Origin of the sequence: Stieleria sedimenti (genome assembly GCF_025060895.1) — a bacterium.
Classification (GTDB): Bacteria; Planctomycetota; Planctomycetia; order Pirellulales; family Pirellulaceae; genus Stieleria; species Stieleria sedimenti.
Genome location: NZ_JANZKV010000003.1, coordinates 1 through 16,490 on the forward strand (window position 1 = coordinate 1; position 16,490 = coordinate 16,490).

Annotated in this window: 8 protein-coding genes; all 8 read left to right on the forward strand. The window is 59.0% G+C overall.

The features are described from left to right. The first annotated feature begins 576 nt into the window (after positions 1–576). Positions 577–2,172 (forward strand): citramalate synthase, encoded by a 1,596-nt coding sequence (gene cimA / locus NZK35_RS00375; protein ID WP_259630620.1) that lies wholly within the window; start codon positions 577–579, stop codon positions 2,170–2,172. 8 nt (positions 2,173–2,180) lie between these two features. Further along, positions 2,181–5,279, forward strand: coding sequence for a valine--tRNA ligase (locus NZK35_RS00380; protein ID WP_259630621.1), 3,099 nt, complete (start codon positions 2,181–2,183; stop codon positions 5,277–5,279). A gap of 71 nt (positions 5,280–5,350) precedes the next feature. Then, positions 5,351–5,620 carry a hypothetical protein gene (locus NZK35_RS00385; RefSeq protein WP_143548086.1) on the forward strand — a complete coding sequence of 90 codons (270 nt, stop codon included), beginning with the start codon at positions 5,351–5,353 and terminating at the stop codon, positions 5,618–5,620. A 637-nt stretch (positions 5,621–6,257) separates the two neighbouring features. Next, positions 6,258–7,559: a DUF1501 domain-containing protein gene (locus NZK35_RS00390; protein ID WP_259630622.1), complete on the forward strand. Its 1,302-nt coding sequence runs from the start codon at positions 6,258–6,260 to the stop codon at positions 7,557–7,559. Positions 7,560–7,710: 151 nt separating this feature from the next. Then, positions 7,711–10,158, forward strand: coding sequence for a pre-peptidase C-terminal domain-containing protein (locus tag NZK35_RS00395; RefSeq protein ID WP_259630623.1), 2,448 nt, complete (start codon positions 7,711–7,713; stop codon positions 10,156–10,158). 163 nt (positions 10,159–10,321) lie between these two features. Beyond that, positions 10,322–12,790, forward strand: coding sequence for a DUF1549 domain-containing protein (locus NZK35_RS00400; RefSeq protein ID WP_407699752.1), 2,469 nt, complete (start codon positions 10,322–10,324; stop codon positions 12,788–12,790). Positions 12,791–13,054: 264 nt separating this feature from the next. Further along, on the forward strand, positions 13,055–15,052 hold the full coding sequence (locus NZK35_RS00405; RefSeq protein WP_259630624.1) for a c-type cytochrome domain-containing protein: 1,998 nt from the start codon (positions 13,055–13,057) through the stop codon (positions 15,050–15,052). Between the two features lie 259 nt (positions 15,053–15,311). Then, positions 15,312–16,322, forward strand: coding sequence for a PIN/TRAM domain-containing protein (locus NZK35_RS00410; RefSeq protein WP_145208941.1), 1,011 nt, complete (start codon positions 15,312–15,314; stop codon positions 16,320–16,322). The last annotated feature ends 168 nt before the right edge of the window (positions 16,323–16,490 follow it).

The following is a 16,490-nucleotide window of genomic DNA, read 5'->3' on the forward strand; positions in this document are numbered from 1 at the left end:
CACCCCAGCGGGACGCATCAGCGAGCGGGACGTCAGCGACCGGCGCATGGCAAACGCGCCACTGGCTGACGCCCAATGCCACCTACTTTGACGCCAAGCGGGGTGTTTTTGTTAGCGGTCGGGCGCGAGCCCTCCGGTCTTTCACGGTGTTTTTGAAACGCGACCGGACGGCTCGCGCCGTTCCGCTAACACCTTTAAAGCCAAAGGACGTGACATTGGGCGGACGCCACGTGCTGAGATCGCCACGTGCTGAGATGCTGTCCCCCGGGCGGCGGCGTCCGCGATTGACGGATGATCGGTGACGCCGTATTCTCTCGGTCCGCCGGTGAATTTAAGACATCGATTCCGCTTCCTCGCAACGATCATTTAATCCACGACGATCACTGTGCTGATTCAACCTGTCATTATTTGCCGCGTCCCTGGCACTGTTTGCCAGCGATGACGCGGGGGACCGATCGGCTTCGTCGCCGGCACCTTGTGCCCGCCGAACGAGCCGTTCAAGCACAGCCTTTGGAAGAAACTTTGACCCCCGTGGCGTTCCAGCTCCGGGGGTTTTTTCGTAATGAAAAACGAACCATGACTTCAAAACCGATCCAAATCTACGACACCACGCTGCGGGACGGATCCCAGGGCGAAGGCGTCAGTTTTTCCCTCAACGATAAACTGCAGATCGCGTTGCGGTTGGCCGAAACGGGCGTCGATTTTATCGAGGGCGGCTATCCGCTGAGCAACGAAAAAGACGTCGCATTTTTCCAGGAAATCCAGGAGCACGACTTGGGCGACACCCAGGTCTGTGCGTTCGGAATGACCCGCCGCCGCGGGGTCGAAGCCGCCCAAGACCCCGGGATGAAAGCACTCGTCGCGGCCCGCACGCCGGTGATCACCGTGGTCGGAAAAACCTGGGACTACCACGCCACGGAAGTCTTGCGAGTTTCGCTGGAAGAAAACTTGGCGATGATCGGCGAAAGCGTCCAATTTCTGGCCGGACATGCCGCGGTCATCTATGACGCCGAACACTTCTTTGACGGCTATCGCGCCAACCCCGAGTATGCCCTCCAGACGCTGCGGGCTGCCGCCAGCGGCGGCGCGGCGGTGATGTCCCTGTGTGACACCAACGGCGGTTCGCTGCCGGAGCAAATCGCCGAAATCACCAGCGCCGCAATCGACTCGCTGCGTGATTACCCGGGCGTGACCTTTGGAATCCATTGCCACAACGACAGCGAACTGGCCGTGGCCAATTCGCTGGCCGCCGTCGACGTCGGGGCGACCCAGGTGCAAGGGACGATCAACGGCATCGGAGAACGCTGCGGCAATGCCGACCTGATCTCCGTGATGGCCAACCTGGCGCTCAAGAAAAAAGGTTACTCCGTGTTGGGCGGCCGCAGCCTGCAACCGCTGACCGAGTTGAGCCGGTTCGTGTACGAGACCGCCAATTTGCAGTGGCGTGGCGGGCAACCGTTTGTCGGGCAGAGCGCCTTCGCCCACAAGGGCGGCATGCACGTCCACGCGATCAACAAGGCCGCCTCGACGTATGAACACATCGACCCCGCGCTGGTCGGCAACGAACGGCGGATCCTGGTCAGCGAACTGTCCGGCCGCAGCAACATTGTTGCCGTGGCGAACAAGCACAGCATCGAAGACGACCGGGAAATACAAGACAAAATCCTGGCCGAAGTCGTGCGGCTGGAAAACCAAGGGTTTCAATTCGAGAACGCCGGTGGCTCGTTCGATTTGCTGATCAAACGCGTGCTCGGAACGTTCACTCCGCACTTCAGCCCGATCAAATACCGGGTCGTCGCGGGCGAAACCTCCGCCGACGAAAAAGACGTTTACGCCGAAGCGATCCTGAAAATCCGCGTCGGCGATCAGGACTGCTTCAACGCCGCCGAAGGACACGGCCCGGTCAACGCGCTCGACACCGCACTCCGCGAAACCCTGCTGCCGTCCTATCCCCAACTGCGTGACATGCGTTTGGTCGATTACAAAGTACGCGTGGTCGACAACGGTGCCGGCACCGCGGCCGGCACCCGCGTCAACATCGAAAGTGCCGATCACCACGAATCCTGGGGAACGATCGGCGTCAGCGACAACATCATCGAAGCAAGTTTTCAGGCGTTGATCGATTCCGTCGAATACAAATTGCACAAAGAAAACGTTACACCGGCAACATAAGCACAAACATGATTCCAAACCGATTTGATCATAGCACGGCCGCAGGCGAAATCAGTGCCAAATGGGATGAAGCAGGTTGCAACCAGGCCGAGATCAATCCCGACAAAAAACCTTACACCATCGTGATCCCGCCGCCCAACGTGACCGGCGCGCTTCACCTCGGTCACGGGCTCAACAACACGCTGCAAGACATCTTGATCCGCACCAAGCGGATGCAAGGTTACGAAACACTTTGGATGCCGGGCACCGACCATGCCGGTATCGCCACCCAAGCGGTCGTCGAACGGCGGCTGAAAGAACAGGAAAACCTGTCACGCCACGACATCGGACGCGACGCGTTGGTCAAACGCATCTGGGACTGGAAAGACCAATACGAGAAACGGATCCTGGGCCAACTCAAACGCATGGGATGCAGCTGCGATTGGCGTCGCTTGCGGTTCACACTGGACCCGATGTGCGGTGCCGCGGTGCGCGCCACGTTCTTTGATCTGTTCCACAAGGATCTGATCTATCGCGGCAAACGCCTGGTCAACTGGGACACGTTCCTGCAAACCGCCGTCAGCAATGATGAAGTGGAAAATGTGACCAAGAAAGGCCATTTCTATCATTTCCGCTATCCGGTGATCGATCCCAAACCCGGTGAACCGGATCACGTGGTGATTGCGACAACCCGCCCGGAAACGATGCTCGGCGATACCGCCGTCGCGGTGCATCCCGACCCGGCACACACGTTCGACAAATTGGAAGCCGAACTCCGCGAAAAACTCGCCGGCGCGACGGCCAAGGAAAAGCCGGACGTGCAACACCAACTCGACGCCCTGCTCGAGCGCCGCAAGACGATGCTGCCGAAGCTGGAGCAACTGCGCGACATGGCCGCCGATGGCCGTCGTTTGATGCTGCCGCTGGCCGAACGCATCATCCCGCTGGTCGCCGACGTGTGGGCCAAACCGGAACTGGGCTCGGGCTGCGTCAAAATCACGCCGGCCCACGACCCGAACGACTACGAAGTCGGCAAACGGCAATCGCTGCCGATGTTGAACATCCTGAATCCCGACGGCACCCTCAACGGCCTGGTTCCCGCCTATGAAGGTCTGACGATCGCCGCAGCCCGCAAACAGGTCGTCGCGGATTTGGACGAAGCCGGATTGCTGGGCGACATCGAGGATCGCGACATCGAAATGCCGCTGTCGGACCGTAGCAAGACGGCGATCGAACCGTATTTGGCCGACCAATGGTTCGTCAAAATGGACCACTTGGCCCAGTCCGCGATGGATGCCGTCAGTGACGATCGCGTCCGCATCTATCCGACGCGTTACCGCAAAGGCTACCTCGATTGGCTCGGCGAAAAACGCGATTGGCCGGTCAGCCGTCAACTTTGGTGGGGACACCGGATCCCGATTTGGTCGGCGTCCTTTGCGACCAAAGCCGAGGCCGGCAAAGTCGCCGAACAGGCCGCGGTGCTGGGCGGCGAGCAGCTGATCGCGACGAAAATCCAAGCCGACGATGAAGACGACCCGGCGACTTCCCATAGCGTGTTCGTCTGCCTGCGCGACGAAGAGTCACCGCTGGAAGCGAAAGTCGAAGCGCTCGGTCTGGAGCGAGATCCCGACGTGCTGGACACCTGGTTTTCCTCGGCACTGTGGCCCCACAGCACACTCGGTTGGCCGCAACAGACCAAAGAACTGGACTACTTTTACCCCACGTCCACACTCTGCACGTCGCGCGACATCATCACGTTGTGGGTCGCGCGGATGGTGCTGATGAGCCTGAACAATCTGAACGAAATTCCGTTCGACGAAGTCTTTATCCATCCGACGATCTTGGACGGAAACGGCGAACGGATGAGCAAGAGCAAAGGAAACGGTGTGGACCCGATCGATGTGATCGACAAATTTGGTCCCGACTCGCTACGGTTCGGATTGGCTCGACTGGCAACCGAAACGCAAGACGTTCGCATGCCCGTGCAGTACGAGTGCCCACACTGTGAAAAGCTGATCGATCAAACGAAAAAGAATCGAGTTGCAAAAACCGTTCAGTGCCCCGAGTGCAAGAAAACCTTTGCGACGCAGTGGGCCGAATCCGAAGCCGAACTGGCACACCCCAAAGCCGCCGTCGTCAGCGAGAAGTTCGAGACCAGCCGCAACTTCGTCAACAAACTGTGGAATGCCGCCCGGTTCGTGTTGATGAACCTGGAAGGCTACACACCGGAGAAGATCGACGTGGCCGCTCTGCCCGTGGAAGACCGCTGGTTGCTCAGTCGCTTGGCAACGGTCACCGAACAGGCAACCGAGGGTATCGATCAATTCAAATTCGCCGACGTGTCGCGAATCCTCTACGACTTCGCCTGGCACGAGTTCTGCAGCTTCTATGTCGAAATCGCCAAACCACGTCTCGCCGACCCGTCTCAACGCGCGGTGACCCAAAACGTCATCGCGCATGGGCTCGACACGCTGTTACGCTTATTGCATCCGATCATGCCGTTCGTGACCGAATCGATCTGGGGCTTCCTGGGCGAATTGGCTCCCGAGCGTGGCCTGACGCCGGTGAAGGTGTCCGAGTTTGCCATGAAAGCAGATTGGCCCCAAGCCAATCGCGACCATTTCGATGAAACGATCGAACGGCAATTCACCGAGTTCCAAAACATCGTCAGTGCGATTCGCCAAATCCGAGCCAGCAGCAACATCCCGCCGCGCGAAACCGTCCCCGCCGCCATCCGCTGCAGCGAATCGAGCCGTAAACTGCTCGAGCCGATGAAGTCGTACTTCGGAGCGCTGGCCGGTGCCGACGTGCTGGGGATTGGCCCCACAGCCGAAGCGTTTGAAACCGATGCCCCGCTGGCGATTCCCGCCATCGACGTCGAAGTGCACGTCGACTTGGAAAAATTCATCGACGTGGAAGCAGAACTCACGCGTCTGGAAAAACTGCTCGGTCAATTGCTGAAACAGATCACCGGCAAAGAGTCCAAGCTGTCGAATGAGAATTTTGTCTCACGCGCCCCGGCGGAAGTCGTTGAAAAGGAGCGAGCAACGCTCGACGACCTGCTCAATCAACGCCAGTCAGTCGAAGGCGACATCAACAAACTCAAGGAGAAGGTCTCATCAAACTGAATCACGCCCCCGAATTTGATTCAGGCCACAGCGAGCGGGTGGAGTTTGTCCGCCACACGATCCGAGTCGCCATGAAGGACCCCGCGTTGTGCAAAGCGGGACACGTCACTGCCGAAGGCGTTTGTCGGGTCTTGCTGGAATTGGCCGTCGACCACTTCGCCGAATCGGGCCGCGAAGAACTGATGGCATGGGAGTTCGGCTCCAGCCAACAGCTCGGCGAGTTCGTCCATCAATTGGCCGAACAAGGCTCGATCGAATTGGCCCCGGCCGATCGACTGGAACACTTCGACGGCTGGTATGACTTGGGGCAATCCCCCGAGACGTGGAAGTTGCAGTGGTAGCCGTAGGGCATGCTGTGCATGCCAGCCGTAGGGCACACTGTGCACGCCAGCCGTAGGGCATGCTGTGCATGCCGGCGTACGGCATGCTGTGCATGCCGGCGTAGGGCATGCTGTGCATGCCGGCGTAGGGCATGCTGTGCATGCCAACCGTAGGGCATGCTGTGCATGCCGGCGTAGGGCATGCTGTGCATGCCAGCCGTCACGCACAGCGAGCCACCCCCCCCAAAGAACCGCAATCCACCACCCTCCAGCTAGTGTAATTTGACTCCATTGGTGGTTACCGCTACGCTACGGAACACCTTAGGAGGATTACGTCCACAATCCGGAAAGCACAATTTTTCCGGTTGCGTCATTTTCTAGGGTTCATCCGGACGATAGACTCGTTGTCGTTCAGATAGTTATCGTTTGTGCAAGCATGCGCCGAGTTGTCTGGACACCCTACCCACCCCCACAGCATCACACCGAAAGCTTTCGGCATTGATCGCTGTCCCCGCCTACCAAAACACTTCAGCGAGATCGGATGCTCCGATTCTGCTTGAAACGTGAAACCAATGTGATGCGTCAGCGATGCATTGGATTGACCGCACTTCGAGCCGCTGAAAGTCACCCACCCATCACTGATTCATGGAGTCGTACGATGCGTTGCGAAGGAAACCCATTTAGCCGTCGCGGTTTTTTGGCCGCTGGTGCTCTCGGAGGGATCGGGCTCTCGTTGCCCGAGTTGCTGATGCGTCAGGCGATGGCCGAGCAAAAGCACTATGACTTTGTCGAAGCCAAAGCGAAAAGCGTGATCCACGTTTATTTGCCGGGTGGAATGGCCCAACAGGAATCCTTCGACCCCAAACCGTATAGCCCGTTGGAATACCGGGGCGAGATGCGGACGATCAAAACGAACACGGGTGAAGTGTTCGGCGAAGCGGTTCCGCAGTTGGCCAAACGGGCCGACAAGTTCAGCGTGATCCGCTCGATGACGCACGGTGAAGCAGCCCACGAGCGGGGCACCCACAACATGTTCACCGGGTACAAGCCCAGCCCAGCGCTGCGTTACCCGTCGTTCGGCGCGGTCGTCAGCCACGAATACGGCCCGCGAAACAATCTTCCTCCCTACGTGTGCATTCCGAACGTTCCCAATGAATTCGCCGGGACCGGCTATCTGCCCAGCAGCTACGGCGGATTCGCACTCGGCTCGGATCCGGCTCAAAGCGGATTCAAAGTCCGCGATCTGGACTTGGCCGGCGGAGTGGATGCCGACCGATTCATGCGACGTAAGGAAGCGTTGGCTGCGGTCAACAAGCAATTCGTTGCGGCGACGGCCGCGGACAACGTGGGCGCGATGAACACGTTCTACGAGCGAGCGTACAGCTTGCTGGACACCCCGGCGGCCAAAGAAGCGTTCGACATCGACAAGGAAGACGCCAAGATGCGCGACCGCTATGGCCGTAACCAGGCCGGACAGCGATTGTTGATGGCCCGTCGGCTGGTCGAAGCCGGTACACGGTTGGTCACGCTGACCTACGGCGGCTGGGACATGCACAACAACATCACCAGCGGCTTCAAGAGCCAAATGCCCGCGCTCGACACGGCACTGGCGGCCCTGTTCGACGACCTGACCGAACGCGGCATGATGGACGAGACCTTGGTGATGGTCAGCAGCGAATTCGGCCGTACTCCCAAGATCAACAACGACGCCGGCCGCGACCACTGGCCCAAGGTGTTCAGCGTCCTGATGGCCGGCGGCGGGATCAAGGGCGGCATGATCTACGGTGCCTCCGATTCGACCGCGGCCGAACCGGAAGACAACCCCGTTTCACCGGCCGACTTGGCCACCACGATGTACCGCTTGCTCGGCATCGTTGCGGACAAGGAACTGATGGCGCCCGGTGATCGGCCGATTGAAATCGTCGATGGCGGAAAGCTGATCGAGCCCATCATGGTTTAGACGAGAAAAAGGCTTCCAGCGCGTGGCGTAAGCTTCCAGCTTGCGATTTTCGACCACGCAGGCTGGAAGCTTATGCCACCAGCCACTGCTACCAAACGCTTGAAAGATCGGGCGTTCGAATCCTGCCTGTTCCACAATCGTTGACGAACCGATGACGAAACAAAAAACAGCTCTCCGGCCGCACGCTGCGGCATGGGTGGGTGCGTTCCTGATCGGAACGATGCTGATCCAAAATGCATCCGCGACCTTACCCGTCGTCACCAGCTTGGAACCGCGCGGCGTGGTTCGTGGTGAAGAGGCGGTCGTGACCTTCAAGGGAACACGCCTGAGTGATGCCTCCGAAGTCCTCTGCGACTTGCCCGGCATCGAGATTTTGGAAGTCAAAGCGGTCAGCAACAGTGCGACGGAAGTCAAACTTCGTGCCGCCGCGGACCTGACGCCGGGCTTGTATCCGATCCGGTTGGTCACCAAGAGCGGGATTGCGAACCTTCGCCTGCTGGGCGTCGGTGCGATGCCCGTCGTTGCCGAAGTCGAACCGAACAATGATTTCGCCGCGCCGCAGGTGATCGAGTTGAATTCGACGATCGATGGCGTGGTCAAACGCGAAGACATCGACCATTACCAGGTCGAATTGAAAGCCGGCCAGACGCTGAACGTTGAAATCGAAGGCATTCGAATCGCCAACTCACTTCGCAACCAAAACATCCTCGATCCCTACATCGCGATCCTGGACGAAGGCCGTTTCGAAGTCGCCTCCAGCGACGACACCTCGCTGTTTCAACAAGACGGCTTGTGTAGCTTCACCGCCCCCGCCGATGGCAAGTATTCCATCTTGGTCCGCGACAGTTCTTTCCTGGGCAGCGACCTGGGTGGATACCGGCTTCATGTCGGCACCTACCCGCGACCGGTCGCCGTGATTCCGGCCGGCGGCGCACCGTCGACCGTTTTGGATGCCAAGTTGATTCTGTCCGACGGCAGCGAACGGTCGGCCAAGATTCCGCTTCCCAGTGAAAACTATCCGCAGTGGGGCGTGACGACCGAAGACGAAAATGGCGTCACCCCGTCACCGAATTGGATCCGCGTCAACGAATTGCCCGTCGCAATGGAAAAGGAACCCAATGACGATCGCCGATCCGCCCCCGTGGTTCCGGTCCCCGGCGCCTATTGCGGTGTGATCGAGAAGCCCGAGGACTACGATTGCTTCACCTTTGAAGCCAAGAAGGGCACCAAGTACCGCGTCGAAGTATTTGCCCGAGACGTGTTGCGTTCACCTCTGGATGCCGTGCTGAACGTGTTCGATCCGAAGCACGCGACGATCACGTCCAGTGATGACAGCCGCGGAAAGATTGATCCGTTCCTCGAATTTGACGCCAAGGTCGACGGCAAGCACACGGTTCGAATTTATGACCACCTTCGTGGCGGCGGCCCGACCTACACCTATCGAATCGAAGTCAGCACGCCGACGCCGGCGGTCAATCTGTCGCTCAAGGAACTTCGTCGTGACGAGGCTCAAGTCGTCGCGGTTCCGATCGGCGGAAGCGTCGGCATGGTCGTCTCGGCCGCCCGTGACCGATACAACGGCGAAGTCAATCTGTCCTTCGAAGGACTTCCCAAAGGTGTGACGGCGACGACGTTCCCGATGCCAGCCGGACGCCCCGAAGTCCCGGTCTTGCTGACCGCGGCCCCGGACGCCACGCACAACGCCTCGCTGTACACGATCTTTGCCAAGGGCGACGACAAGAGCCCGTTGGTCGGCGGCAAACTTTCGCAACACCACAAGCTGGTGCTGGGACAAAACCGCCGCGAAATGTGGGGATACGATACCGAACGCGCCGCGATGGCCGTGACCGATGAAGTTCCCTTCACCATCGAAGTCGTCCAACCGAAGACGCCGATCGTGCGGAGCGGAAGCAAGAGCCTGAAGGTGCGGATCACCAAAAAAGAGGGCTTCGACGATACCGTCTCGATCCGTACCCTCTACAACCCGCCGGGCATTTCGATCAACAACAGTCGCTCGATTGCGAAGGGCAAGACGGAAGTCGATATTCCCATCACCGCCAACACCGGTGCCGGAATCGGAACCTGGCCGATCATCTTTGTGGCGTCCTACAACACCAAAACCGGGTCCGCACAAACGGCCACGCCACCGATCATGCTGGAAGTGGAAAACTCGATCTTCAAATACACGTTCCCCAAGTCCGCCGGGGAATTGGGGACCGAAATCAACGTGACGATTCCGATCGAGATCCTGCGTGAATACCCTGGAGAGGCCGAGGTCGAGTTGGTCGGGATCCCGGCCGGTGTGACCAGCCCCGCCGCCACGCAACCGGTCACACCCGAATCAGAAAGTGTGACGTTCCCGCTGGTCATCGACGCCAAGGCCAAGGTCGGCACACACCGAACGCTCAACTGCATCGCACGCGTCAAAGTCGGTGACGAAACGATCGTCCAGACCAACGGTTCGGGTGAGCTTCGGATCGATAAACCGTTGCCACCGAAGGTCGATGCCCCGAAGCCGGCCGCTCCCAAACCAGCCGCCAAAGCGCCCGCTAAGCCCAAACCGCTGAGTCGTTTGGAACAGCTCCGGCAGAAGAAATAAATCAGCGACGAGGGCACCCGCCATATCCGCGGGTGCTTTCGTTTTGACACCACCACAGTTTTGGTTCCGAATGGTCCACGCCACTCGGTGACTCACCTCGACAGAGCCCACCTCGTCAGAGCCACGGTTCAGATCGAGTGTCCCCCCAAACAGCGTTTTTGACATGAAGACTCGCCCTGCCGCATCCCTGTTGCTCCTCGTTGCACTGGCAATGCCATCCTTCGGCGTGACACCCGCCGACGAAGCAGCATCCCGCCCCTCGGACTCACCGCGGAAACCTGACTTGGCGGTCTATCCGCCTGAAATCAAGCTCAACTCGGCCCGCGACTTTCAGTCTTTCGTCGCAGTGCTGCGCCGCGATGACGGAATCACCGAAGACGCCAGCGAGCGTGTGATCTGGAAAATCGCCGACGAATCCAAGGTCAAACGAGACAACTTCCAGCTGTTGCCGCTGGCCGACGGTTCGACCGAATTGATCGCCGAATACCTCGGCACCGAAGTCCGTATTCCCGTCACGGTGTCCAACTCACAAACCAAACCACCGATCAGCTTCACCAACGACGTGATGCCGGTGTTGACGCGATCCGGATGCAACACCGGTTCGTGTCACGGAGCCGCCCGCGGTAAAGACGGATTCCGAATGAGCTTGTTCGGCTTCGATCCCGATGGCGATTACCTGCGGATCACCCGTGAAATCGGCGTTCGCCGTATCAACTTGGCGATCCCCGAAGAAAGCCTGTTTCTGAAAAAGTCGATCGGCGCGGTTCCGCATACCGGCGGCAAACTGTTCGACACCGATTCCGATTATTACGCTACCGTCCTGGAATGGTTGTCCAACGGGGCACTTGCCGATCCGGCCGACAACAAGCCGCCGACCGTCGCGTCCGTCGCGATCTATCCACAACAAGCGGTCATCGAAGGCGAGGGTTCCACCCAGCGATTCGTCGCCGTGGCGACCTACAGCGACGGCACCACTCGTGATGTCACGCGTTTGGCCGCCTTCACGTCCAACAACTCCGGCACCGCAGCCATTGATGACACCGGCAACGTGACCGCGGGTCGACGCGGAGAAGCCTTCGTGATGGCCCGCTTTGACACGCACACCGTCGGCAGCCAAGTGCTCGCTCTGCCGACCGACTTGGACTACACGCCGCCGAAGATCACCGGCAACTACATCGACCAATCGGTGGGCAAGAAGCTGCAACAGCTGCGGATCCTGCCGAGTGGATTGTGCAGCGACGAAGAGTTCATCCGTCGTGTGACGGTCGACATCACCGGACTGCTGCCGACCGAAGAAGAGTACCGCAACTTCGTCGCCGATCCGGCCGACGACAAACGCGCCGCCCTGATCGATCGATTGCTCGAACGAAAGGAGTTCAGCGAAATCTGGGCGATGAAGTTTGCCCAGCTGTTGATGATCAAGAGCACCAACCAGGTCAGTTACAAGTCTGCCTTCCTGTACGCGAACTGGTTGACCGACAAGTTTGCCAAAAATGTCCCGATCGACCAAATGGTTCGCGACCTGCTGACCAGCACCGGCGGAACATTCACATCGCCGGCAACCAACTTTTACGAGATCGAGCGTGATACCCTGAAGACCGCCGAGAACGTGGCGCAAGTGTTCATGGGCATTCGCACCCAGTGTGCCCAATGCCACAACCATCCCTTCGACCGCTGGACGATGGATGATTACTACGGGTTTGCGTCCTTCTTCTCGCAGATCGGTCGCAAGAACGCCGAGGACTATCGTGAGAAAATCGTCTACAACCGAGGCGGTGGCGAAGTCAATCACTTGGTGACCAAGAAACCGGTCCCGCCCAAGTTCCTCGGCGGGGACGCACCCGATACCCGTGGAAAAGATCGCCGCGCGGTGGTGGCGGAATGGTTGACCAGCCCGGAGAACCCGTTCTTCGCCAAGTCGATCGCCAACCGTGTTTGGGCCCACTACATGGGCGTCGGATTGGTTGACGAAGTCGATGACATTCGTGTCAGCAATCCGCCCAGCAACCCCGAGCTGTTCGAACTGTTGGGCGAGAAACTGGTCGAATACGACTTCGATTTCCGTCGACTCGTGCGTGACATCTGCAACAGCCAAGCCTACCAACGCAGCTCCGAAACGAACGAAACCAACGCCCACGACAATCGCAATTATGCCCACGCGAACATCCGTCGCATCCCCGCGGAAAGCTTGCTGGACTGCATTTGCCAAGTCACCGAGGCGCCGGACAAGTTTACCGGGTTGCCGATCGGAGCACGTGCGGTGCAAATCGCCGACGGCAAAACGAGCAACTACTTCCTGACCACTTTCGGCCGCGCCCCACGCGCAACGGTGTGTGAGTGTGAAGCCTCGACCGATCCCTCGCTCTCCCAGGCACTGCATTTGCTCAATGGCAGCAGCGTCAGCAGCAAGGTCGCTCAGGGAAACAAGATCAAGCGATGGATGGAGACGGAGAAGTTGACCGAGGAACAGGTGATCGACCGAATCTATGTTCGCTGCCTTTCGCGCAGCCCATCGGCGACCGAGCTGGCGGATTTGAAAGCCACCGTCGACAAGGCGGATAACAAGCCGGCCGCCTTGGAAGACATTTTCTGGGCCGTGCTCAATAGCCGCGAATTTGTGTTCAACCACTAGTGATCCTTCAACCTTGAAGCAATGGGTGTCTAGACCAAGTGTTGGTGTGCAGGCTTTAGCCGCTCACTGTCGCTGCTATGCAGCGACCGAGAATCGCCTTAAGGCTAAACACCAACGGTTGCTGAATTCCCTACCAGAACCGTCTTGCACGACAGCTAGGAATTACGCGTCGCTCATCGGGCGACGCTGATTAAACTGGGTCGAGTTCCGATTTCGACACGGACCTGTGCCCCAGCCCCCTCCCCCCGCCTACCCTCTCCCGCCATGTCTGTTCGATCTGCATTTGTTCGATTTGCCGCACTCTCGACGCTGTCGGCTGTTTCTGTTTGCCAAGCGGCCGACGCGGCTCCGAAGAAGGTCACCTACGAAGACGACGTCAAACCGATCTTTCGACAGTACTGCCTGAACTGTCACCAACAGAGCGACAAGAAGGGTGGCCTGGCACTGGACACGTTCGGCTCGGTCGTTGAGGGCGGCGGCAGTGGTGAAGTCGTCTATGACGATGGTGATGCCGAGAGCAGCCGTCTGTGGCAATTGGTCAACCACGACGACACGCCCGTGATGCCACCCAAGCAGGATAAGCTGCCGGCAGACAAATTGGCGATCATTCGAGCTTGGATCGAAGGCGGGATTCTGGAGAACTCCGGATCCAAAGCCAAGAAAATGAAATCAAACGCGTTGGCCTTTGTCGCCCCCACCGGCGGCAAACCCGACGGCCCCGTCGCGATGCCCGAAACGCTGCCTTTGGAAACCCCGGTCGTCACCTCGCGAGCCGCAGCGGTGACCGCGATTGCGGCCAGTCCCTGGGCTCCGCTGGTCGCCATCGCCGGGCAAAACCAGATCGTGATGTATCACAGCGACACCGCGGAACTGCTGGGCATTCTGCCGTTCCCCGAAGGCGTCGCTCAGGAGCTGCGTTTCAGCGGTGACGGTTCGTACCTGATCGCCGGCGGCGGCGAACACTCCCTACTCGGGCTCGTCGCGATCTATGACGTCAAGACCGGCGAACGCGTCGCGACCGTCGGCGACGAATTGGACATCGTTTTCGGCGCCGACGCCAACGACACCCTGTCGCGCGTCGCGATGGGCGGACCGCAAAAGATGTTGCGGATCTTTGACGTCGGCAGCGGCGAAAAACTGTTCGACATCAAGAAACACACCGATTGGATCTACGCCGTCGCCTACAGCCCCGATGGAGTGCTGCTCGCCTCCGGTGATCGCTCGGGCGGGCTGATCGTTTGGGAGGCCGAAACGGGACGCCAGTACCTGGATCTTGCCGGCCACAAAGGCGGCATCACTTCACTCGCCTGGCGCGATGATTCCAACGTCTTGGCCAGCGCCAGTGAGGACGGGACGGTCAAGTTGTGGGACATGGTCTCCGGCAAGGCGATCAAATCCATCAACGCCCATGGTGGCGGCGTCACAGCGGTCCGATTCGACCACCAAGCCCAATTGGCGACCGCCGGTCGGGACAATCGAGCCAAATTGTGGGATGCAGCCGGCAAGGAACTGAAATCGTTCAACCATGCCGGAGAAGATATGTTGGAAGTCGCCATCACTCACGACGGAAAACGGCTGATCTATGGAGACTGGGCCGGATCCGTGTTCAACACTCCGGTCGACACCCCCGATGCCATGGTCCGCCTGGCGGCCAACCCCGAACCGGCAACCAAACGTGTCGAAGCCGTCAAGACGACCCTGGCTTCCATCCAAGAGAAACTGGCTCCGGCGAAAGCGAACCTGGACCAGGCCAACGCTGCGACGACGGCCGCTAAAAAGTCGCTCGCGGAGTTGGACCAGAAGGTTGCCGCGCTCAAGAAACAGGCCGCCGAAAGTAGTGCTGCCGCCAAAACGGCTGAACAAACGTCCGTAACCTTCGACCAACAGCTGCCGACGCTGACCACCGCCGTTCGTGATCTTCAAGACGAGGTGACGGCTCTACGTGTGGCATTAAAAGCCGATCCATCCAAGATGATCGCGGTCGCGGAATCGGAGGAGAAACTGGCGGCGAAATTGACCGACATGGCCAAACAACGCCGCAACCGTATCGCCCTGATCGATGTCATCAAGACGCACCAGCAAGCCGCGGCGGCGCGGCAGGCCGAAGCCGACAAACTGCTGGCCACCCGCGAAGGGCTGCAGAAAAAGGTCGAGCAGGCTCAAGCACTCGCTCAAGCGGCGCAGAAAGCCCACGACGAAATCGCCGCGGTCGCCTCGAAAATTCAATCCAAGATGGATCGATTGCTGGCCGAGATCAAATAGCTAAGGTGGGGCGAGTTTCTTACTTGCCCTGGGGATCTCTTTACATCTGGCAGCCAGACGCGGGCCTCACATTGTGTCAATTCTCCCGTTTCTGGGGTTTTTCGGGGCACTTTCTTCCTGTCATCGGGTTTCGATTTCCGTGTCCCCTTGGGGACTGATCGCTGCGTCATCTAGACTGTGCGTTGGCCAACGGTGCCAATGCGGCGATAGAGATTTCCCAAACCAATCCAATACATTGATCCCGTGACCAGCTAGTCTTATGGAATTGATCATCCTTCGATGCGTTTTCTTACTTTGCGCCGGCGGGGTGTCGTGGATCATCAACACGGCGCTGCCGAGTGATGCGGACATCAATCCCTATGTCGTCTTTGCCGGCGTGATGGGGATCGCCGTCGTCGCAATCATGGGGGATATTTTTATCCCGCGCAAACGCATCGATTCCATCTCAGCGGTTTACTTCGGAGTGCTGATCGGAATTTTGCTCAGCTATATCCTGTGGATCGCGATCGCGCCGCTGTTTGCCCAGTCGTTGCTGGTCGGCAACGCGGTGAAGCTGATCATGGGGATGCTGTTGTGCTATGTCTGTGTCAGCATTCTGATCCAAACCAAAGACGATTTTCGTTTTCTGATTCCCTATGTCGAATTCGTCCGCGAAGTCAAAGGCTTTAAGCCACTGGTGCTGGACACCAGCGTGGTGATCGATGGCCGAATCGCAGACTTGGTCAACACCGGCGTGTTTGACAACCAGTTGATCATGCCGCGTTTCGCCCTCAGCGAGTTACAGGCCATCGCCGACAGCAGCGACAAACTGCGACGCGTCCGTGGCCGCCGCGGATTGGACGTGCTGAATCGGATGCGAGCCGATGACAACGTCGACCTGATGATCTTTGATCGTGACTTGCCGGAATTAGCCGGCCAAACGGTTGACCTGAAGCTCGTCCTGCTGGCCAAACACCTCGAAGGCAAGGTGGTGACCGGAGACTTCAATCTGAACAAGGTCGCCAAACTGCACAACGTCCCGGTCATCAATCTGAACGAGATCAGCAATTCACTGCGTCCGGTTTATCTTCCCGATGAGTCGTTCAACGTCAAAATCATCAAGCCGGGTGAAGGTGCCGAGCAGGGCATCGGCTACTTGGATGACGGGACCATGGTGGTGGTCGAAGGAGCGCGGAACCGAATCGGCCAGGAACTCGAAGTACGTGTGACGAGCACGCTGCAGACCAACGCCGGCAAGATGATTTTTGCCAAGTTCGACGCACGCGGCTGATCTCAAACGGAGTGAGATTGATTCGCTGCGACCCCGTCCGGGGTCGAGGGGAATTCGGGGCCTGCTTCCCGGAGGTGGCGCTGCGCTGACCTCCGGCCACTCGCTGAAATCCCTTCGGGATAATCGGTTCGCGGCATGACCCCGAACGGGGGTCAAAGCCCAATACCG